The organism is Rubrilithobacter danxiaensis, from assembly GCF_047272945.1.
In the GTDB taxonomy this organism is placed as follows: domain Bacteria; phylum Bacteroidota; class Bacteroidia; order Sphingobacteriales; family Sphingobacteriaceae; genus Rubrolithibacter; species Rubrolithibacter danxiaensis.
Genome location: NZ_JBKOPS010000013.1, coordinates 41707 through 62824 on the forward strand (window position 1 = coordinate 41707; position 21118 = coordinate 62824).

Annotated in this window: 18 protein-coding genes; 6 read left to right on the top strand and 12 right to left on the bottom strand. The window is 38.2% G+C overall.

Annotated elements, in window-relative coordinates; translation table 11 throughout:
• Positions 1-60 precede the first annotated feature (60 nt).
• Positions 61-1635: a S41 family peptidase gene (locus ACLCDL_RS15145; protein ID WP_423149245.1), complete on the bottom strand. Its 1575-nt coding sequence runs from the start codon at positions 1633-1635 to the stop codon at positions 61-63.
• A 152-nt stretch (positions 1636-1787) separates the two neighbouring features.
• Positions 1788-2318, bottom strand: a complete 531-nt coding sequence (locus ACLCDL_RS15150) for a T9SS type B sorting domain-containing protein (protein WP_423149246.1) — start codon at positions 2316-2318, stop codon at positions 1788-1790.
• Positions 2319-2927: 609 nt separating this feature from the next.
• Between ACLCDL_RS15150 and ACLCDL_RS15155 the strand changes: the two genes are divergently transcribed.
• Positions 2928-4091 carry an MFS transporter gene (locus tag ACLCDL_RS15155; protein ID WP_423149247.1) on the top strand — a complete coding sequence of 388 codons (1164 nt, stop codon included), beginning with the start codon at positions 2928-2930 and terminating at the stop codon, positions 4089-4091.
• Between the two features lies 1 nt (position 4092).
• On the opposite strand, the gene namA is transcribed toward ACLCDL_RS15155, so the two are convergent.
• Positions 4093-5157, bottom strand: coding sequence for an NADPH dehydrogenase NamA (gene namA / locus ACLCDL_RS15160; protein WP_423149248.1), 1065 nt, complete (start codon positions 5155-5157; stop codon positions 4093-4095).
• Positions 5158-5174: 17 nt separating this feature from the next.
• Positions 5175-6062 (bottom strand): hypothetical protein, encoded by an 888-nt coding sequence (locus ACLCDL_RS15165; RefSeq protein WP_423149249.1) that lies wholly within the window; start codon positions 6060-6062, stop codon positions 5175-5177.
• A gap of 217 nt (positions 6063-6279) precedes the next feature.
• Between ACLCDL_RS15165 and ACLCDL_RS15170 the strand changes: the two genes are divergently transcribed.
• A complete protein-coding gene (locus tag ACLCDL_RS15170; protein ID WP_423149250.1) occupies positions 6280-6969 on the top strand; it encodes a hypothetical protein in 690 nt (229 codons plus the stop codon).
• 18 nt (positions 6970-6987) lie between these two features.
• On the opposite strand, the gene ACLCDL_RS15175 is transcribed toward ACLCDL_RS15170, so the two are convergent.
• A complete protein-coding gene (locus tag ACLCDL_RS15175) occupies positions 6988-7425 on the bottom strand; it encodes a hypothetical protein (protein ID WP_423149251.1) in 438 nt (145 codons plus the stop codon).
• Positions 7418-7774, bottom strand: coding sequence for a Rieske (2Fe-2S) protein (locus ACLCDL_RS15180; RefSeq protein WP_423149252.1), 357 nt, complete (start codon positions 7772-7774; stop codon positions 7418-7420). Before ACLCDL_RS15180 ends, ACLCDL_RS15175 begins: the two co-directional genes overlap by 8 nt.
• A 38-nt stretch (positions 7775-7812) precedes the next feature.
• On the opposite strand from ACLCDL_RS15180, the gene ACLCDL_RS15185 reads away from it, so the two are divergent.
• Together ACLCDL_RS15185 and ACLCDL_RS15190 are read left to right on the top strand one after the other, a co-directional pair.
• A complete protein-coding gene (locus tag ACLCDL_RS15185) occupies positions 7813-8436 on the top strand; it encodes a 7-carboxy-7-deazaguanine synthase QueE (protein ID WP_423149253.1) in 624 nt (207 codons plus the stop codon).
• A 54-nt stretch (positions 8437-8490) separates the two neighbouring features.
• Positions 8491-10392 carry an OmpA family protein gene (locus tag ACLCDL_RS15190; protein WP_423149254.1) on the top strand — a complete coding sequence of 634 codons (1902 nt, stop codon included), beginning with the start codon at positions 8491-8493 and terminating at the stop codon, positions 10390-10392.
• An 87-nt stretch (positions 10393-10479) separates the two neighbouring features.
• Here the strand turns inward: ACLCDL_RS15190 and ACLCDL_RS15195 are convergent, their stop codons facing one another.
• The gene (locus ACLCDL_RS15195) at positions 10480-10881 is read right to left on the bottom strand and encodes a hypothetical protein (protein ID WP_423149255.1); all 402 of its coding nucleotides are present in this window, start codon (positions 10879-10881) and stop codon (positions 10480-10482) included.
• A gap of 47 nt (positions 10882-10928) precedes the next feature.
• A complete protein-coding gene (gene alaS, locus ACLCDL_RS15200; RefSeq protein WP_423149256.1) occupies positions 10929-13538 on the bottom strand; it encodes an alanine--tRNA ligase in 2610 nt (869 codons plus the stop codon).
• A 121-nt stretch (positions 13539-13659) separates the two neighbouring features.
• On the opposite strand from alaS, the gene ACLCDL_RS15205 reads away from it, so the two are divergent.
• Both ACLCDL_RS15205 and ACLCDL_RS15210 read left to right on the top strand, forming a co-directional pair.
• Positions 13660-13995 (top strand): MerR family transcriptional regulator, encoded by a 336-nt coding sequence (locus ACLCDL_RS15205; protein ID WP_423149257.1) that lies wholly within the window; start codon positions 13660-13662, stop codon positions 13993-13995.
• 59 nt (positions 13996-14054) lie between these two features.
• Complete coding sequence (locus tag ACLCDL_RS15210; protein WP_423149258.1) at positions 14055-14939, top strand: diacylglycerol/lipid kinase family protein; 885 nt, start codon at positions 14055-14057, stop codon at positions 14937-14939.
• On the opposite strand, the gene ACLCDL_RS15215 is transcribed toward ACLCDL_RS15210, so the two are convergent.
• From ACLCDL_RS15215 to ACLCDL_RS15230, 4 genes are all read right to left on the bottom strand, one after another.
• Positions 14936-15997 (bottom strand): metallophosphoesterase, encoded by a 1062-nt coding sequence (locus tag ACLCDL_RS15215; protein WP_423149259.1) that lies wholly within the window; start codon positions 15995-15997, stop codon positions 14936-14938. The genes ACLCDL_RS15210 and ACLCDL_RS15215 overlap by 4 nt on opposite strands.
• A 169-nt stretch (positions 15998-16166) precedes the next feature.
• On the bottom strand, positions 16167-18272 hold the full coding sequence (locus tag ACLCDL_RS15220; protein WP_423149260.1) for a ComEC/Rec2 family competence protein: 2106 nt from the start codon (positions 18270-18272) through the stop codon (positions 16167-16169).
• The gene (locus ACLCDL_RS15225) at positions 18272-20311 is read right to left on the bottom strand and encodes a ComEA family DNA-binding protein (protein ID WP_423149261.1); all 2040 of its coding nucleotides are present in this window, start codon (positions 20309-20311) and stop codon (positions 18272-18274) included. The genes ACLCDL_RS15220 and ACLCDL_RS15225 overlap by 1 nt, the downstream gene beginning before the upstream one ends.
• Positions 20301-21098: a PorV/PorQ family protein gene (locus tag ACLCDL_RS15230; RefSeq protein WP_423149262.1), complete on the bottom strand. Its 798-nt coding sequence runs from the start codon at positions 21096-21098 to the stop codon at positions 20301-20303. Before ACLCDL_RS15230 ends, ACLCDL_RS15225 begins: the two co-directional genes overlap by 11 nt.
• Positions 21099-21118: the final 20 nt, after the last annotated feature.

Below are 21118 nucleotides of genomic sequence, written 5' to 3' on the forward strand. Positions count from 1 at the left end.
GAACTTATAGAAATAGATATTGTTCATGTTCCGGAAGGGAATATTAAAGATTTCGGTATTTTATTTCAGCTTTAACCGGTTTTCGATGAGCCCTTTAAAAGAATCGTCCTTACCTACATTTTTAACTTCTACCGAGGATGCGTTCATCACACGGTTACCTTTTAAAACCATGGTGGTATTGGCGCTTATCGTATTGCCATTTTGAATTAAGGCCAATGCTTTTGATAAACATAACTCGTTCGGATCGCCAAAGTCTCTTGTCACATCGTCAACAGAAGCAACATCAGGTGTAAAACCTGAAAAATAATCTCCCTGACCTGACGCGTTTCTTGTTTGGAAATTTGGAATGTACATTTCGTACTGGTCAATACGGATGGGGAAAAAGCCCACCGGTTTACCATAGGTATTTGATCCTATGATTTTAACGTTCAGGTGTGGCTTCAAATTATTAATAACAAGCTCACTTGCAGAAGCCGTATTTCGTGTTACTATGAAATACACATTCTTAACCGATTCAATTTTAGGAATGGTTACGTCGCTTCCGTTTACTTCCATTGTACTGCTGAACTTGTAAGTATTACCTTCTTCAGTAAAATCAAGATCAAAATAAGTTGCAGTACGGCCCTTGTAGGTAACCGGATCGTTATTTTCATCATACAAGATCTGTTTTTTCAATATTTCAGCCTTATCTGATGACATCAGATCATTATAGTGTTCTATGTACATTACCTTATTATTGAGGCTTGACGGGGCAATAAGATTTGTAAGATATTGTGCAGTATTTACATAACCACCGCCGTTATAACGCAGGTCGACAACAATATTTTCAATGTTTGCATTAGCAAATTCAGAGAAAGCATCATTTAATACAGACTGGGAATTGTTCAGATTAGAAAAGCGGGCTAAAGCAACATATCCTACCTTTTTAGTACCGGCAGTAAGTATAGTTTTCTTAAAAACAGGATTGCTTTCATAGAAATCCATGTTAAGTGTTACAGTAGAAACGGAACCATTAGGTTTTTGAACTTTCAGCACTACCCGATTCTGCTCAGGTATATTATCAAAATTATCAAGATTAATGTTTTCCTCATCTGCCTGCAATACCCGGTATCCGCGTTTTAAACCTGCCTTATAAGCAGGAGAACCTACCTCTACATATTTAATCCGAAAATCATAAGAAGAATTGTTAATCTCAATAGGTTGTATTTTAAATCCAAGGTCATCACCCGAACCTTCCAAATCAACTGCACTCAGACTTCCTGAAATATTTGTATTGACATTTAAGAAAGAATATTTAGGATAGCCGGCATTGGCCACATACTCATAAGGTTTTCCGGTTTGGGGGTTGACGGGAATTTGTGTAATGGTATATAATTCACTGTTTAATATGCTTTCTTCGTCGCCCTGAAAAGAAGCGAATTGTCGGGGGTTAAATTCCTGATAGCCGGGTAATTGATCGTACCACAGGTAAGTTTGTTTTGCGTACAGGTAAATAGAATCAAGAGAAAGCTCGGTTCTGGTTCCCGTTTCAGGTGAAACATTTTCTTCGGGTTTAAGCTGAGGATCTTTTTTACATGCAGCAATAAACGTAATAAGTAAAACCCAGATAAGATATTTCGTGCTATTTTTTTTCATCCCTTCTTTTGTTGCTTTATTAAGATTCTCTTAACGCATATTGGTTTAATAAGATTTCATTAAAAAAGCCATTTTACATTTTAATGATTATAAAAGAAACGGAAATGGGAACGAAATAGTTTTTCAAATAACAGATCCTGCCTTATTTATTCTTATTTAGCAATTAAAACATATCCGCTTCTTCTAACAGTACTATTAAAATTAATGATGTAGTAGTAAGTGCCATCAGGTAAAGGTTTTCCGTTGTTGGTGCCATCCCAAGAGTTGAAATAACCTTTACTTGAAAACACTGGAGAACCATACCTGTTAAAGATTTCAATACTGCAGTCAGGAAAATTAGTATTAAGGCTTGTAATTCTCCATGTATCATTTATGCCATCCCCATTTGGAGTAAAAGCTGAAGGAATTAGTATATCTTCTGGAGCAATATACCCTTCAGGAGTAAAAGAAATATCATCAATTACGAAATCATTGCCGAAATTTAGAGGATCCGCCGAATCTTTTATAAAAAATTCTGTTTGCCCCGAGCCATTGGTATCAAAAGAGAAAGATATTTCCTCCCAGGTTGCACTAGGTTTTAATTCCAGCTTTCTTGCCGCACTTCCCAATATTGCTCCATCACTTGTTTTCACTGTAAACATAAGATCCGGCTCTTCTCCAACAGCATCTTTTTTTAAACTCATCACATATATTTTAAACTTATATGTTGTATTGGGACATAAATTAAAAGCTTGTTTATAAAAGTACTCATATTTCGGATCTGGAGAATTCACTAATAACATATATCCATTTTTGTCACCAGAAGTATGATCCTCGGTAATTGTATACCAGGGTTGTGGTTTTCCTGGTTGTACGAAACAATTGCCTGAAAAATAACTCAAAATAGAATAACGTGCATTGGTAGGACAATCAAGTTCACCAGCTGGATATTCTACCCACCAAGGAACATTGCTATTTTTGGGACCAAATTGAGAACTTCCCCTCCCAAAATCCTCTTTAACCGTTATACAACTTTGAGAAAAACCTAAAAAACAGAAGTAAAAAATAAAAATACAGCAAAGAAAAAACTTCTTTATACAATTGTAACCGGGCATTAATTTTAATAATTATAGAGCGTATGTTGTAAGTTTAAACAGCAATCTTAACTTATACGAAAGTTTATAAAAGAAGTTCGTTTTCATTCTAAAATTTTCGGGAAGATTTTTATATAAAACTACTCAGTTCATACATCCCTCATATCAGATTTATTTTCTAATATTGGCCTTTCCGTATTATTGCGCTAAGCCACTTTCATGAAATCAGATATAGCTTTTCAAAGTACCGCTCATAGATCAATATTATTACACAGGATAGCAGTTGCAAGTCTTTTTTTCATTCAGGGATTAGGATTTGCCAGCTGGGCCTCACGCATTCCTACAATTCAGCAGAAGCTGCATTTGTCTGAAGCAGAGCTTGGGGGAGTTTTATTTGCATTGCCTGTGGGTTTAATGATTTCCCTACCTTTTTCGGGAATCCTAATTGTAAAACAGGGCAGTAAACGGGTAGTATTGTTTTCCGCAGTTTTATATGCTGTAATTCTGTTGAGTATCGGTTTATCGTTTAACACACTTCACTTAATCGCATCCTTATTTTTATTTGGGATTACAGGGAATATGATAAACATTGCAGTAAATACGCAGGCTGTTGGTGTAGAAGATTTGTACAAAAAATCTATTATGGCTTCCTTTCACGGGTTATGGAGTTTGGGCGGATTTACCGGTGCAGCCATTGGCGCTTTTATGATTGGCTTAGGCATTAATCCTTTTTATCATTTTATTCTAATTCTCATCATTACAATTGCAGTTGTCGCAGTCAGCTCGGGCTATGTTCTGAAAAAAGATATAAATACAAAAACTGACCAGCCTATCTTTGCCCTTCCCGAGAAATCACTTATTAAACTGGGAGTTATTGCTTTCTGCTCAATGATTTGCGAAGGAACTATGTTTGATTGGAGCGGCATTTATTTTAAAAATATTGTAATGGCCGAAAAAGCCTGGGTAGGTGCGGGATATACCGCTTTTATGAGCACGATGGTAATGGGACGTTTTATTGCCGACCGTTTTACCAGCCGCTACGGGTTAAAAACAACGCTGCAGGCGAGTGGTGCATTAACCGCCACAGGACTAATCGTATCAGTACTCTTTCCAAGTTTATATACTGCAATCCTCGGCTTTTTATTGGTAGGCTTTGGTGTATCTTCTGTTGTGCCTTTAGTTTACAGTGCGGCCGGAAAATCACAGGTATTATCCCCGGGGGTTGCCCTGGCTGCCGTTTCTACCATTGGTTTTCTTGGTTTCATGATAGGTCCGCCGCTAATAGGAATGGTTGCTGCAGCCTCCAGTCTCAAATTTTCTTTTACAATAATTGCTGTAATGGGCTTATCCATAGCCCTTGTTGCAACAAAAGCAAAAGTATAAGCTATCTTCTTGCCCGCTCGTACTGTACCGGCCAATCTATATCGTAATGTAAGGTTCTGGCGGCATGTAAGGGAAAATAAGGATCTCTTAAAAACTCCCGGGCTAATAAAATGATGTCTGCCTGTCCTGTTTCAATAATTGATTCTGCCTCTTCTGCCTGTGTAATAAACCCTACTGCCGCGGTCAATATTCCTGCCTCTTTTCTTATTCTTTCCGCAAAGCCCACCTGGTAGCAAGGGCCAACGGGAATTTTAGCATGAGGAACATTTCCTCCCGATGAACAATCGATCAGGTCAACCTGCAATTTCTTAAGTTCCTTACTTAATTTTATCGAGTCTTCTATATTCCAGCCTCCTTCTGTCCAGTCTGTTGTTGAAACCCGGACAAATAAAGGATAATCTGAAGGCCATTCTTTATTAATTTCTTCAGTTACTTGTAGCAACAACCGTATCCTGTTTTCAAATGATCCCCCATATTCATCATTCCTTCTGTTACTTAAAGGTGAAAGAAATTGGTGCAGCAAATAGCCATGCGCAGCATGGATCTCTATAACTTTAAAACCCGCCCGCACAGCACGTCTTGCAGCTTTACCAAACGCTGCAATTAACTCTTCAATTTCTTGCTGCGTAAGTTCTGCTGGAACAGGAGAACCATCGTTAAACGGAATAGCACTTGGAGCTACGGTTTTCCAGCCCTCGTTATCTTCAGAAACAGGTTTCCCTCCTTTCCACGGGCTTGCTACACTTGCCTTTCTTCCGGCATGTGCTAATTGAATACCTGCAACTGCATGCTGGCTTTCAATAAATTCTGTTATCCGTTTTAAACCTGTAATATGTTCATCTTTCCAGATTCCTAAATCCTCGGGAGAAATGCGTCCTTCGGGAGAAACAGCGGTAGCTTCAGAAATTATGAGCCCGGCGCCGCCAACCGCTCTGCTGCCTAAATGAACCAGATGCCAGTCGTTAGAGAAACCGTCAAAACTTGAATACTGGCACATGGGCGAAACTGCAATCCTGTTTTTAATACGGATTCCCTTTATTGTAATGGGATTAAATAAAGAAGCCATAAAAATTAATGTAAGTATTATCCGGAAAAATCAATTTTAGTGAATGCAGATATCGTGCCTTTATTACGGTCGTATAATATCCATTTCTCTAATTCAGCTTTTGCTGCTGCTTTTGAAACTACCCAGGGGTAAAGACTTTCTATTTCCGAAGGAAGTAAATTGGTATTACGCAAAGCCTGAAATCCCGTCTCTAACCCAATTTTGTTGCTGTTCAGTTTAGTTTCTTCACCCTGTAATTGAAGTTTATTCTTGAAACATGCTAAAGCCTTCGATAAAACATCTTTTGCCTCTTCTTCATTTTTATAATCGGGGATGGAAAATGGCTCAGTATAATAAATTACGGTACCAACCTGAAGGTAATAGAATGTATAATAAGCAGGGTCTGTAACACTAAAGCAAGTTTGGGATGGTGCTGTTTTTCGGGAGAAAGATACAGCGGTATCAGCTGATTTTGGAAACTCCCTGGCCTCAATCTTTTTTGAATTTAAATTCATTTTTTCCAGTGCGTTGTTTCGTAAACTATTATTTCCAGGATAGAGGGTGTATCTTACTTTAAGCGGCACCGCAACTTTAGCTCCTGATTCGTAATCTGTCCTCAATACAGCCACTGGAATAATAGCTTGCTGGGATGGCTTAATTTCTACCCAATTTTCAGCAGAAGGATTCTGGATTAAAGAATCGGGTTTTTCATAAAAGAAAGAAGATTTACTTCCATTAAAAAAATTAATATACTCGCCCTTACAGGAAGTGTTACCCGCTTTATCTGATGTAAATCCAATGATTCCCGCATTCAGATATAATTCCTCGTTTACATAGCAGCTTAGCTGTACACTTGTTTCTTTTTGCTGAGAAAAAGCAGTACAGTTAACAAAAATCAAACACATAATAAGTATGCTGTTTCTCATGCAGAACTTATGGATATCGTTTCAAAAGGTATTAGCAATTTTAAAATTTTATGTTTAAACATATAACTGCAATATAAGTTCATCAAAAAAACCTTAATAAAAACCAAGTATTAATATTTTAACAATTTTTAACCTTTATATTTAATTAATGATTAATTAAAATGAGTGATTAATGTCCTATATTCGTGCCCGAAATTATTCTAATTGAATTTCCTTCATGGAAAAAAGAAACTTTGATGAGAATAAGCTGAATATCAGCTTAGTTAACAGGTGGGAAAATGCCTGGCAGGAGCCTCTGTTCAAGCAAAAATTAATAGTGGGAATGAGCATTTTTGTTTCTTTAATGCCTATATTCCCTTTCTTTTTCCAGTACATCCAAAAGAGAAATGGTTTCCACCAGAACGATGTGATACTGCAACATCTTCCTGCACATGATGTTTCCATTCCTATTTTTATCATAACCTGGTTTATGGCTGTTTTAGCAATAATCAGGGCAGTACAGGATCCAACTATTTTTATCACGTTTCTTTACGGATTTATAATATTGAATATATCGCGTTTTATTTCCATTCTTCTCATTCCCTGTAATCCTCCTGCAGACCTGATCGCGATAACGGATCCAATCAGTAACTTTTTTTACGGAAAAAGCTATGTCACCAAAGATCTTTTCTACTCGGGGCATACGGCCACCCAGTTTCTTATTTTTTTATGCCTCAGAAACAGAAATGAGAAAATTTTAGGAATTATAGCAACTGTTTTAATGGGAATACTGGTTTTGGTGCAGCATGTACATTTTACAATTGATGTGATTTTTGCCCCTTTGTTCACTTATATCAGTTACTATATCTCCGTACAGATATTATATTCTAAAAGAATTGTTTTAATACCGATGAAGCGGAACCTATAAGTTCAAATTAAATTGCCGCTATAACAGATACGTTTGTGGAATTTGTACGGTCTCTTTCTCATCCCCCCAAATCATAGAAGTTATAAGCCATTTTCCATTGGTAAAAATATACTGGATATAGTTTACCCCCCTTTTCCACGGAAGCGGTGCATCAACTATGGAAGAATACTCATAAACACTTATACGCTGAGCCATTTTTCCAAAAATCTCTGTTATATCGGCTAATTCCTGCTGAGAGTAAAAAATTGCATTCCCCTCTTCTATCTGGTGCATCATGGCCTGTATATAACTCTGAACAGTAAAATCTATGGGCTTATCGAAATTCGTATTAATTAATTTTCCTGCGCCGTAAAACAGCTCCTGCAACTGATCAAATTTGGGGTAATGCTCCGGATTAAAGCAAATACATTCATAAAACTTTTCCGTTAAATGATCAATTTCCTGGATGTTAATCATAAAATAACCTTTTAAAAAAGTTTCTACTTTCTGGCAAACCTATGTATATCCCATCTTCCCTTACCTCAACAGGAAAAGTATCGATGTAATCGCCCTGCCCTTCGCTTCCCTTACCAGTTTCTAAATTGTAAGAATAACGATGATATGGACAAATAAGTTTTCCTTCTTTACACCATCCTCCACTTAAATCGGCGCCAGCATGCGGACACGATCTCTGTACAGCATAATATTTATCCATGTCTTTGATAAGGCATAATTTCTTCCTTCCCGCAAGAACAGAAGTAATAAAAAATGGCATTGAAAGAAGGTCAGCGCCAAGCAATATCCTGTACCATTGCATCTCTTTCATTCTTGTTTGATGTATATTTGCAACCCGAAAATAGAACAATGGCCCATCAAATACCAGCAGACGGAACTCTTTTACCTTTAATGGAAGAATTTTATACCATTCAGGGCGAAGGATATCATTCGGGGAAAGCTGCTTATTTTATTCGCCTGGGTGGCTGCGATGTAGGATGCCACTGGTGCGATGTAAAGGAAAGCTGGGACGCAGAACTTCATCCGCTTACTTCTGCAGATCAGATCGTTGAAAATGCGGCGAAATACCCCGGAAAGGCGGTAGTTGTTACCGGAGGCGAACCTTTAATTTATAACCTGGATTATTTAACCGGACAATTACAAAAAAGAGGAATTAAAACCTTTATTGAAACATCCGGCGCTTACCCATTATCGGGTTCATGGGACTGGATCTGTTTATCTCCTAAAAAATTCAAATCGCCACGGCCCGAAATTGCACCTTTAGCCGGAGAATTAAAAGTAATTGTATTTAACAAAAGTGATTTTGCCTGGGCTGAAGAACATGCCCAGATGGTTTCTCCGAGTTGTAAACTTTACCTGCAACCAGAATGGTCAAAAGCTTCGGTTATTACTCCTTTGATAATTGAATACGTAATGCAAAACCCCAAGTGGGAAATCTCACTACAAACCCATAAGTATCTGAACATTCCCTGATTTCCAGGAATTAAAATATAACCTAAATTCTTATAATTGCGTAATAGGCAGGTGATGAAATATACGCTCCTTTTAGTTTTGCTTTTTTCTGGCGGGTTGTTATTTGGACAAAACACACAATCGGCAAACAAGCAGGCCCAGAAAATTTACGAACAGGCCAATCAGGCTATTTCCTATAAATTATATGAGCAGGCTATAGAACATTTAAAAAAGGCCGTAAGTATTGATCCGAACTTTTCCGCCGCCTGGCAGCAGTTAGGGGATATTTACAGAAAGCTTCAAAACTACGGGGAGGCGAAAAAAAATTATTTGCAAATTTTACAGATTAACCCTGAATTTCATCCGCTTACTTATTTCGGATTGGCAGAAAGCGAACTGAATACAGGTGATTATGAAAACAGTTTAAAGCATTTCACTAAATACTTATCCTATTCATCCATTTCAGAAAGCAGCCGTAAAAATGCCACTAAGTACATTGAAGACTGCAAATTTTCCTTAAACGCACTAAAAAATCCGGTTAATTTCAATCCAGTTAACCTGGGCCAGCAAATTAATTCTAAAGAACAGGAATATCTGCCTGTTGTTACAGCCGATGAAGAGACCATCATTTTTACCCGGCAGGCTAACCGAAATGAAGATTTTTATAAAAGCACCCGAAGTAACAACAACTGGACGAATGTGAGATACTTAAGCAGGAACATCAATACAGATACATATAACGAAGGCGCACAGTGCATTTCCCCGGATGGCATGTATTTGTTTTTTACGGGATGTAATCGCCCCGATGGAATGGGAAGATGTGATATTTACGTCTGCAGGCGGGAAGGGAAAGACTGGAGCAAACCTTTTAACATAGGCGCACCTGTTAATACTCCCGGCTGGGAATCACAACCCTCGTTAAGTGCGGACGGACGTACCTTGTATTTTGTAAGTACGCGTCCCGGCGGAATAGGCGGATATGACCTCTGGAAAACAGAATTACAAACGGACGGAGGCTGGCAAATTCCTCAAAATTTAGGCCCTGAGATAAATACACCTTACGATGAGCAGTCTCCGTTTATACATCCCGATGATCAAACTTTATACTTTTCATCAAACGGCTGGCCGGGTATGGGAAACAAGGATTTGTTTTTAAGCAGAAAAGATGCTAATGGAAAATTTCAGAAGCCCAAAAATCTTGGTTACCCTATAAATACGTTTAAAGAAGAGAGCAGTCTAATTATCAGCAGTAACGGGAGCACCGCTTTTTTTGCTTCTGATAAAGAAGGCGGTTTCGGCGGACTTGATATTTATTCCTTTCCACTCCCGGAAAAGCTACGTCCTAAGCCTGTTACCTATGTTAAAGGAATTGTTTTTGACAAATCTACCCAGGAAGTACTTGATGCTAAAATTCAGATAATAAGTCTGGCTAACAACAAGGTAATCTTTGACGATTCAAGCGATTTTGAAACAGGAGAATTTTTAGCAACAATGCCGTTGGGAAAAACATTCGCGTTAAATGTAGCCAAAGAAGGATATCTGTTTTATTCTGAAAATTTCTCTTTAACTAATTCCACTACTAGTACAAAACCATTTCATATTAAAGTTCCTCTTGATAAAATTGAAGTAGGCGGGAAAGTAGTACTGAGAAATATTTTTTTTGACACTAATAAATTTTCTTTATTACCTGAATCAAAAACAGAACTTCAACAATTACTGGGCTTTTTAAACGCGAACCCTCGGATAACGATAGAAATCGGCGGACATACAGACAATGTCGGAGATGATAAATCGAACCAGTTGCTTTCGGAAAACAGGGCTAAGACAGTTTATAATTTCCTCGTGAACAATAAAATAAATCCTTCGAGACTAACTTATAAAGGATATGGAGAAGCTGCTCCCATCGCAGATAATTCTTCGGAAGAAGGAAGGCAAAATAACCGGCGGACAGAATTCAGGATTATCAAATCTCAGTAACAGGAAAAGACAGGGCACGTTTGAAACTGCCAGGCCGTTGATTTGAAATCAAAGGCTTTGCTTTGTGCTCACTACATGCTTCTTTTTTTAACTGATATACTTTTTAGCACTTGCGAGCACTTTTTCTACCTTAGGCATACCTTTTTCTATGCCTGATGTACCTTTTTCTACTTCCGGTATACCTTTTTGTACCTGTGATGTACCTTTTTCTGCTTTCGAAGTACCTTTTTCTACTTTCGATATACCTTTTAGTACCCCTGAGGTACCTTTTTCTACTTCCGATATACCTTTTTGTACCAGCGAGGTACCTTTTTCTACTTCCGATATACCTTTTTGTACCAGCGAGGTACCTTTTTCTACTTCCGATATACCTTTTTGTACCAGCGAGGTATCTTTTTCTATATCTAAAGTACCTTTTTCTACTTCCGATATACCTTTTTCTATGTCTAAAGTACCTTTTAGTACATCACGAGTACCTTTCCCAAGCAAGCGATAGGTGAGGCGATATAATTACACCAGCTGGATATGCAAATACCTTATTTTAAATATTCCTTTGCCTTTTCAAGTGCCCGTGTTAATCCGGCAGCATCTTTTCCGCCTGCTGTGGCGTAAAAAGGCTGACCTCCTCCCCCGCCCTGAATCTCCTTAGCGAGTTCCCTGATTATGGAACCTGCATTAAGCCCTTTGGCTTTTACCAGGTTATCCGATATCATTACGGTGAGGCTTGGTTTCCCCTCCGTTTCGGCCGCCAGGACTAAAAATAAATCAGGCACAATATCTTTTAAAGAATAAGCTAAGGTTTTAACCGCTTCAATGCTTGGTAGTTGAACTTTTTCTGCTATAAAATTGATCCCGTTTATCTGTTCTGATTTTTTAGCGAGCTCCTGCTTTAAATTAGCAGCCTTCTCTACAATCACCTGATCAAGCTCCTTTTTTAGACGGGCATTCTCTTCCAGAAGACTTTCAACTGACTTTGCGAGATCTTTTGGATTTTTTAACAGCTGCTTTAACTCAGTAACCAACTTATCCTGCGTGTTAAAATATGCTTCAGCTTTTTCACCTGTTATTGCTTCTATACGACGCACCCCTGCTGCTACCGCACTTTCTGAAATGATTTTAAAATATCCTATTTGTCCGGTAGCTTTTACATGAGTTCCCCCGCAAAGCTCTTTAGAGAAATTATCGTCAAAGGTTATAATACGTACAAAATCACCATATTTCTCGCCAAAAAGTGCTGTCACTCCCCTGTTTATTGCTTCCTGATAAGGCACAAAACGTTCCTCTTTTAAAGAAATATTTTCCCGTATTTTACGGTTTACAATTGCTTCTACCTGTGCAAGTTCCTCATTCGTTACCTTAGCAAAATGTGAAAAGTCAAAACGAAGATAATCCGCATTAACCAGAGAGCCTTTTTGCTGAACATGATTTCCTAAAACCTCTCTTAATGCAGCATGCATTAAATGTGTAGCAGAGTGATGATTCTCGGTGCTTAAGCGTTTTGACCGATCCACTTCTGCAATAAAATCAGCACCGGGTTCGTTCGGTAACATATCAGTAAAATGCACAATAAGCGCATTTTCTTTTTTTGTATCCGTAATAACAATCTCCTGCGAAGCACTCTTCAGTACGCCCGAATCTCCAACTTGTCCGCCACTTTCTGCATAAAAAGGAGTCCGGTCTAAAACAAGCTGGTATTGTTCTTTGCCCTTAGCACTTACTTTCCGGTATTTCAGAATATGGGCCTCAGAAACCAACTCATCGTAACCGATGAATTCCGTCTCGTCAGAATTTTTAAGAATTACCCAGTCGCCGGTATCAACCGCTGTTGCCGCCCGGGAGCGGTTCTTTTGTTCTTCCAACGCTTTGCGAAAGCCTTCCATATCTACACTTAAGCCTTTTTCACGAGCCATAAGTTCCGTCAGATCGATTGGAAAACCAAACGTATCGTATAGCTCAAATGCAAAATCACCTGCCACCTGGAACTTATCGGAAGCGTATTTTTCAAATCGTTGAATACCGGTTGCAAGAGTTCTCAGAAAAGAAACCTCTTCCTCTAAAATCACCTTTTGAACAAAGTCCTGCTGTGATTTCAATTCATCAAAGACTCCCTCAAACTGCTCGGCTAAAACAGGAACCAGCTGATTTAAAAAAGGCTCTTTGAAATTTAAGAAAGTGTAGGCATAGCGTACGGCACGCCGTAAAATGCGCCGAATGACATATCCCGCTTTATTATTTGACGGTAACTGTCCGTCCGCAATTGCAAACGCAATAGCCCGTATGTGATCCGCCATCACACGCATGGCGATATCTGTTTTCTCTTCCGCGCCATACGTGATCCCACAGGCTTTAGAAATAAGCTGAATTAAGGGCTGGAAAACATCGGTATCGTAATTGGAAGATTTACCCTGTAACACCCGCACCAATCGCTCCAATCCCATACCGGTATCGACATGTTTTGCCGGAAGTTGCTGCAAAGAGCCGTCTTTCAGACGGTTAAATTGCATGAATACATTGTTCCAGATTTCAATTACCTGAGGATGATCGGCATTAACCAGCGTTTTACCATCCACCAGTCTGCGCTCATCATCGGCACGGCAATCTACATGAATTTCAGAGCAAGGGCCGCAGGGACCTGTATCGCCCATTTCCCAGAAATTATCTTTTTTATTCCCAAGGATAATTCTTTCTTCGGGAACATACTGTTTCCAGAAATCATACGCTTCCTGGTCTTTTGGAAGGTTTTCTTTACTATCTCCTTCAAAAACGGTAACGTATAACCTGTCTTTGGGAATTTTATAAACCTCGGCAAGTAATTCCCAACTCCATTCTATTGCTTCTTTTTTAAAATAATCACCAAAGCTCCAGTTACCCAGCATTTCAAACATGGTATGGTGATAAGTATCAATTCCTACTTCTTCCAGATCGTTGTGTTTGCCGGAAACACGTAAACAGCGTTGGGTATCAGCTACACGTTTAAATTTCACAGATGCTTCACCCAGAAAAAGTTCCTTAAACTGGTTCATCCCGGCATTGGTAAACATCAGCGTTGGATCATTCTTAACTACAATAGGTGCTGATGGAACAATGTGGTGTCCTTTTCCTGCAAAAAAATCTAAAAACGCTTTCCTGATTTCTTTCGTCGTCATCTGTATAAAATTTGTGCAAAGTTAAATTTTTGAATGAAAGTTATAAGGAGAATAAGTGATTTACGAATTCATCTTCGCTCTTAATCTTTCCTAAAACAGAAATGTCAATTATATTTGCAATATGCCTTATAAAGAAAGAGATATCAACAAGCTTTATTATACGATGGGTGAAGTAACTGAACTGTTTAATGTCAATGCTTCGCAAATCCGTTTTTATGAAAAGGAATTTGATATTTTACAGCCTAAGAAAAATAAAAAAGGCAACCGGCTTTTCTCGCCGGAGGATGTTGAAAATCTGAAGATTATCTTTCACCTGGTAAAAGACAAAGGCTTTACACTACAGGGAGCCAAAGAATACCTGAAATCAAATAAATCAGAGGTTAAAGAAAACCAAAAAGTTATTGATTCGTTAGAGCGGTTAAAACAATTCCTGCTGGAAGTTAAAGAACAATTATAAATCTGCTGTGGTAAAGAATTCTTCTTTCTGCACTGGTACCGGATATTAAAAATAAAAAGATGAGAGTACTTTTTGTTATCAATCCAAAATCCGGAAACCGGCCAGAAGAAACGCTCGAAAAAACCATTTCAGATCAATCCAAAAAGCAGAGTTTTGAGTATCGCATTTATAAAATGCAGGGAAAAGACGACACGTCCTTCATTAAAAAGGAAATCAAGTCTTATAACCCTCAGATTATTGCCGGTGCAGGCGGCGATGGAACTGTTAACCTCCTTTCTAAACTATTATTAAATACTGGAAAAACGCTTCTAATAGTTCCTTTAGGTTCTGCCAACGGCATGGCCAGAGAACTGGGAATTTCCAACCGAATTGATCAATGTTTAGAACTTCTGAGCAAGGGATTTACCCGTGAAATTGATCTCCTTAAAATCAATGGCCACATTTGTATCCATTTGGCCGATGTGGGACTGAATGCACGGATTGTAAAACGTTTTGAACAGGATAACAGAAGAGGTTTGCTCACGTACGCCAAGCACATGTTCTATGAACTTTTTCTTATCAAACAATATAAATTTTATATTAAGTATGATAACAACGAAGTTTCCAGGAAAGCCGTTTCTTTAACTTTTGCAAATGCATCAAAATACGGAACAGGTGCGGTAATCAATCCTACGGGAAGGATAAATGATGGAAAATTTGAACTTGTTATTGTAAAACCGTTTCCTCGGGTAAAACTGCTTTCCATTGCATGGAAAATGTTTAACGGCACTCTTCAAACGTCAGAGTATGTTGAAGTGCTTGGATGTAAGCAAGCCCTGATTAGAAGTTCAAGAAAAACCACGTTACAGATAGACGGAGAAATTATTGGAAAAACCCGCGAAATCAGACTTGAAATTTTAGAAAAGGCTTTAAAAGTTTTAGTGCCCTCAGAAAAGATAAGCTAAATGATCTGTTGTTCGTAAACCAGGTTGCCTTTGGCTTTCTTCCGGGCGGTATCAATTACCCAGGCCGAAATGAAAACGGAGCCGTCCGTTTCAAACCGTACCTTAAAAAACCCTTTACATTTTATGCCGAACCGAAGATGTTTGCCTGATTGAATAAGATATTTTGTTTTTGAACCGGAGCCGCTTACCAGAAAATGATTATTTTCCTTGCAAATGTACTGCAGGTTGTGCTCGTGACCTGCGGCATAAATCAGGTTAGGGTAAGCTGCAAAAATTTCTTTCAGCCTTTTACGAAGTCGCCTGTATCGGGGATGGGAAACATCCTCTCTTGCTCCTAAAAATTTTCGATAGAGCGGCAAAATAGATCCGATAAGCGGCAGCGGAATCCAGGCATTTTCATCATAAAGAGTTAAAGGAAAAATATGATGTTTCAGCTTAAACCGGCCGCCGTGAATAGCATAACTATATACCGGATGATGGCCAATTACAACCAAATGTTTATTCTTATTTTCTTCCAGAATATTTATCAGATGCTCAAAAAACTCTTCTTCCGAGGATACACGGCAGCCGCATTGATCGCCAATCGGGCGAAAACCTTTTTGCATCCACCATTGTGTATCAATAGCTACCAGCGTTAGTTTGTCTGAAATATTTATTTCAACCGGACCGGGACAACCGTTGCTTGGCAAAAATATATTGCGGCCCTCAAACAGTTTCTGAAGATATTTCTCCTGGCGTAAAACGTATTCATAACCATCTTTCCTGCCTTTATTCCAGTCGTGGTTTCCTGAAATAAAAACAATTTTCCCATGATAATCTTTCAGGGCTTCATGATGCTGTTTCAAAGTCAGTTCCGCGTCGTGCCGTAAAATATTGCCTTTTGGAGGTAAGCCCCGGGGGTAAATATTATCTCCCAGAAAAATCACGGCGGACGCTTGATCAGGGTTAAAATGAGAGCGAAGAGTTTCAATAACAGGATCTGGCTTTGAACGGGAAATATCACCGGTATCTCCAATTAAAAATAACTCGAAAGGCTCTTCTGTTTTTTGCAGGGGCATATTCAGGTAAACACAGCAGTTACAAACTTTGTTGACAAAGATTCAGCAGGAAAAAGTTTTAAAATAAAAAAACCGCCATCATTAAACCTTGAGGGATAGAGGCCGTCATACAGAAGTCAGTGGTTGTGCGTTTTAAGGGAGCTGTATTGTGTGCAGCTTCCTTTTTTATTTATATATCGGTTATATAAGCCGGATTCCTTTTCAAAATGTAATATTTAAGGTTTAGTTTTTTAGCCTGGGCGGACCATCTTTTAATATTATAATCGCTGTTAGTTCCATCAATAAGCAGTGTAGGAAAATTAAAAGTGTTTTTAATCCGGTTTATATTTACTCTGGGATTTCCGCTTATAAGCACTGCGCTTAATACCATCTTTTCTGAATAATGTTTCTTATCGAAGTTTTTATCCCAAATGGCCATTTTCCAATTTCTGAATTGAATAAAATTACCCTCCAGGTAAAAATTGCTACTTATTATTTTCTGTCCGGTTTTAATCATCGTCAACTCTCCTATTCCCTGTTCCTCTGTTGATGGTTTTACAGAAAAGGTAAAGGTTTTATCGGCTGAAGTAAGACCGGTAAGAAGAAACATGTGATTGCCTTCTATAAAACCAACCGCCGAGCTCTTTCTTAGTGTGTAGAAAACTACTTTCTTTTCTTTTATTTTAACCAGCCTGGTATTGATGTGGGTTAAAGAAAAAATTAACATGAAGAATGACGTATGCCAAATTGCAGCCTTCTTCTTATAAATTATAAAATAGAAAAGTGAAAAAACGATGGCATAAATCAGGAGATATTGAAAACTGTTGATCCAAATCTTGTTTAAAACAGAAAAAGGAAGATGCTCGACTGTAAACAAGAGCTTATTTGTAAATACAATACTATGATTTAGAAACCAGCCCAGAGAAGATTCTATTAATCCGAATGGCAGCAGAACAAACACCAGGCCGGCGTACATGATCAGTGCAACAGGGATAACAATTAAAAGATTGCTGATGAGAAAATACAAAGGAAACTGATGAAAATAGTAGAGGCTTAAAGGAAATGTAGCAAGTTGGGCTGCGATTGATAATGCAGTATAACTCCATATCTGGTCGAAAAAATAGTTCTTCACATAAAGAAGCTGATAAATTTTGGGATACAGATATATTAACCCCAGCACCGCCAGGTACGAAAGCTGAAAACCCACTTCAACAAGGTAAAAAGGATTGTAAATTAGAAGCAATACCGCCGAAATTGAAATAAGATTGTAGGAATTGGTGTGTTTGTTAACAGCTTTCCCGATGATAACAAAACTAAGCATAATTGCTGCCCTGCATACGGCTGAAGAAAATCCGGTTATTGTTGCATAAGTCCAGATAAAAATCAATAAAATAAAAGCTTTTAATATTCTTAATCTTTTATTTTTATCAAGGGGACGAAGCAGAAAAGCAATTACAATAAAAACGATACCTACATGCATACCTGAAACGGATAGGACATGCATGGTTCCTGTTTGAGAATATGCATTTAAAACTTCCTGTGTTAGATCTGCTTTGTAGCCGAGAATAAGGGTAGAAGCTACGGCTGCTGCATTTTTATCTGCAATGTGTTTATTAAAACGCTCAACAAGTTTTTGCCGCAGGTTGATGGCATATTCTATAACAGGATTTCCTGTATGATGACCTATCAGACGGATTTGCTGCTCGTTAATAAAAGCCTGATAATAAACAGAACGGTAGCCCAGGTACTTCTTAAAATCAAATTCAAAAGGATTATACGGAGGATCTATTTCTTTATATTTTGAAGGAATCAGCAGTAAATCCCCATACTGATATTTTTGATTGAGGAGGGTGTCTGTTTTTAAAGCAACTAATAAATTTCCCTTTGATTTTTGAAACTGGTTTTTATTCAATACTTGCTTTACTTTTACCTCGAAGCGCAAAATATCGCCGGTTAACTTAGGTTCGTAAGAAATGGAGGCAATCAGAAAATCCGGATTTAATTTACTGAAATGGTTCACCTCTAACTTTTCACTTTGCCGGACGCAAAGCAGGTATCCACTTAAAGCAATAAACAAACTGAACAAAAATCCGGCAATTCCCCTGTAATTAAATAGGGAAAGCCTTTGATAGAAAACTATAAAAAGGAACAGTAAACCCAGCAACAAAAATTGTACATGCTGCATCATTTTAAAAAGCTGCAGTGTAGGAATGCTGTAAATTGCCACACTTATTCCGGCTATCAGCGGCAGCAGAATACGTACAAAGGGAATTTCGCCTTTTAATATCCGATCCATTACAATTGCAAGTGTAATTGAAGTTTTATCTCTGATTTTTTGCGACCATTAATTTTATCCGTCCCCGAACCTATTTCATTTATATCAATATAATTTGTAGTGGAGTACCTGACTGAAACATCAGTTTTCCTGGTAATCCTGTATCGGGTATTTAAATAAAAGCGCATACCGCTGTTCTGGAAAGCAGGTGAAGAAAAATTATATAAAAGATCTGTTTCGTAAGCATATATGCGGGAATTAAACCCGGGAGTATCAAATAATGCGAATCGTCCGCTGCAAGAAAACCGGGATTTTGGACTGTATGCAATATCGTGGTAAGCAAGGTACCCTGATTCAGTTTTTTCCAACCCTTTCCTGTATGTACTTATTTCTAAACGGTTTTTGAACCGAAGATCCTTAAACTGATAGCTCAGTTCTGCCCTGTAACTTCTCCTGACAACCTCTTCCAGGTAATTGATTTCATTATCCTCCTCATCATTTTCTTCTTTATTTTCAATTTTATAGCGAAGATTTACAGTTAGTTTTTTATTTGGAGAATAATTAAGCTGAGCAAGGATTTCAAAACCTTTTGAGGGAGCATCCACGCGAAATTTCATCCAGGGGAAACGAAAAAAATCAGCATATGCTGAAATCTCAATTTTTGATCCTGCTTTAAGATTTAAACCTGTATAAAGTCCCTTTTCATTTACTGCAGTGCTTGATTCTGCTAACGCCTGGTTATAAAACGAATGATAATTTTTCTGGTAGCTCCGTTTTAAAACTACTAAAGAAAGATTTGGAGATAAACTTACCAGAGCCCCGGCCTGGTAAGCCATTCCGCTGCTCATGCTTTTAGCAACCTCTCCGAAAAAATAAATATTTTTATAAATGTAACTGTAGTATAAGCCGGTATTTATTAAAGAGGACGAAGCAAAATCAAACTTTTTGTATGGTTCAGAATCAGCCGCAAAGGAATGATTAAAACCAGTACGATAAATAATAGCACCGAGCTTCAATTGCTTATTCTTAAATTCTATTACTGAACCGTAATCAAATTCTGCTATTGATTTTCGGTTTTCTGATTCTGTGGCTGTTCGATGCAATCCCGTTTCAAGCAGTGACTTTACCCGGAAATCTTCTGTAAAGCTCCCATCAATTTTTTTATAGGAAACAAATGGCGTAATACTGATCTTTTCGTAAGCGATAGTAACTGCAGATCCCCGAAAAAAAGAAAACTCATTTGCAGAGGTATAGGGTTTAATTCCTATATCATTTCTTACAATGGATGCGATTGTTGAAGTTTTACCGAAAGACAAACCGGACCATAACGTTAATCCCTGACCAAATTGAAGAGAATAATCACCAATAATCACTTTTTTAATAATTCCGTCCGATTTTAAAAGCACATGGCCAGAATAAAAATCAAAACCGCTTTTATGCCTGCCGGAAAAGAAACTTTCTCCCGGATCTTTTTCCATTGTAAACCCTGCGGATAAGCGGTGATCGTAATTAAAACGATACTGCATTAACAGTTTTTGAGGAGATCCGGGATAAGCACTATTCTTTGCCGAATCTCCTTTTAAGAATCCTTCCTGCTTCTCTACCAGCTGTACTGTTCTGAAAATAATTTCACTTTGTCCTTTTTTCAGCAACTGGTTTATAGAAAGATTTGAGAAGGGATTACCAGAAGCTATTTTTAACATCGGCAACAATTTCTGAACGGTTTTTGCATCAAAACCTTCAATACTTTGCAATTCAAGTAACTCAATAAACTTTCCGCTTTCTTCCCGGTAGTTCATAAAAGCTGCAATTTGCAGCGGCGATAAAAATACAAGCTCTTCTAACTGTTCTTTTGTTATCCTGTTTACATCCACCGGATTCTTGCGGTAAGCCATCCATATTTCGGTTAATTCAGACAGATCGGTTTCTTCCTCAGTACTTTCTGCTACAGATTCTATGAGTTCCTCACCCCACTCGCCAACCGTTTGTGCTGCTATTTTCCCTGATGCTATTACCTGAATTATAAGAAACACAGCAAAAGGCAACTTTTTAAAATTCATAGCTAAAAGCAACCTGGGGTGAAAATCCAAGAACAGGATGAGAAGAGGAAGCAAAATCAAAATGGAACTTTTCGTATTCAAATCCAACTCCTGCATATTCACGTACAGGATTTGCCGAAAATCCACCGCGTAATGCAATCCAGCTTACAGGTATATATTCCAATCCGATTTTAAAATCTGAAGTTGTTTTCAAGGTCTTAGCCAGCGCCGAACTCAGCAGAATTTTATCAGTAAATTGATAAGAAGCGCCAAACTCAATTGTAACAGGTATTACAGCGTCAACCTCTGTAGTAAATCCACTATTGTTGGGATTAGAAATATGCGTTCCGATACATAGCTTCTCATAAGGTTTATATTGTAAGCCTCCTTCCACAGAAAAGCTTTTTGCCGAACCATATTGCTGGATTTTTACCTGATGATAATTAAAATCGAGTGCCGCAAAAATTGTCTTTCCGAATTTCCGGGCGTACGTAAAACCCATTCGCTGTTCATTGTACACAGAAAAACCATAATTTTGAAAGCTAAGTCCGAAAACATTCGTATTGAATGGAACGGCAATCACTGCAGATTGCGTACTGAGATCTTCGTTCAGGTATTTGCGTTCGTAAGCGCCCGCAATAACAGCATACGACAAGGCTGCCAATCCCGCCTGGTTAGATTGCAAACTCCATACATCCTGCAAAGAAACTCCCGTATTACCGAGAGCAGTAAATCGCGGACCGGAATTAATCTGCGCCTGAAGTAATACCGGCAGAAATAGTAGTATCGAGAGCCAGAGACGTTTCAACTTATTGAAGATAAGAATTT

Bases quoted from the DNA above. Each gene is read 5' to 3' on its own strand.
- ACLCDL_RS15145 (WP_423149245.1), bottom strand. From the start codon at position 1,635: ATGAAAAAAAATAGCACGAAATATCTTATCTGGGTTTTACTTATTACG.
- ACLCDL_RS15150 (WP_423149246.1), bottom strand. From the start codon at position 2,318: ATGAGTTTAAAAAAAGATGCTGTTGGAGAAGAGCCGGATCTTATGTTT.
- ACLCDL_RS15155 (WP_423149247.1), top strand. From the start codon at position 2,928: ATGAAATCAGATATAGCTTTTCAAAGTACCGCTCATAGATCAATATTA.
- namA (WP_423149248.1), bottom strand. From the start codon at position 5,157: ATGGCTTCTTTATTTAATCCCATTACAATAAAGGGAATCCGTATTAAA.
- ACLCDL_RS15165 (WP_423149249.1), bottom strand. From the start codon at position 6,062: ATGAGAAACAGCATACTTATTATGTGTTTGATTTTTGTTAACTGTACT.
- ACLCDL_RS15170 (WP_423149250.1), top strand. From the start codon at position 6,280: ATGGAAAAAAGAAACTTTGATGAGAATAAGCTGAATATCAGCTTAGTT.
- ACLCDL_RS15175 (WP_423149251.1), bottom strand. From the start codon at position 7,425: ATGATTAACATCCAGGAAATTGATCATTTAACGGAAAAGTTTTATGAA.
- ACLCDL_RS15180 (WP_423149252.1), bottom strand. From the start codon at position 7,774: ATGAAAGAGATGCAATGGTACAGGATATTGCTTGGCGCTGACCTTCTT.
- ACLCDL_RS15185 (WP_423149253.1), top strand. From the start codon at position 7,813: ATGGCCCATCAAATACCAGCAGACGGAACTCTTTTACCTTTAATGGAA.
- ACLCDL_RS15190 (WP_423149254.1), top strand. From the start codon at position 8,491: ATGAAATATACGCTCCTTTTAGTTTTGCTTTTTTCTGGCGGGTTGTTA.
- alaS (WP_423149256.1), bottom strand. From the start codon at position 13,538: ATGACGACGAAAGAAATCAGGAAAGCGTTTTTAGATTTTTTTGCAGGA.
- ACLCDL_RS15205 (WP_423149257.1), top strand. From the start codon at position 13,660: ATGCCTTATAAAGAAAGAGATATCAACAAGCTTTATTATACGATGGGT.
- ACLCDL_RS15210 (WP_423149258.1), top strand. From the start codon at position 14,055: ATGAGAGTACTTTTTGTTATCAATCCAAAATCCGGAAACCGGCCAGAA.
- ACLCDL_RS15215 (WP_423149259.1), bottom strand. From the start codon at position 15,997: ATGCCCCTGCAAAAAACAGAAGAGCCTTTCGAGTTATTTTTAATTGGA.
- ACLCDL_RS15220 (WP_423149260.1), bottom strand. From the start codon at position 18,272: ATGGATCGGATATTAAAAGGCGAAATTCCCTTTGTACGTATTCTGCTG.
- ACLCDL_RS15225 (WP_423149261.1), bottom strand. From the start codon at position 20,311: ATGAATTTTAAAAAGTTGCCTTTTGCTGTGTTTCTTATAATTCAGGTA.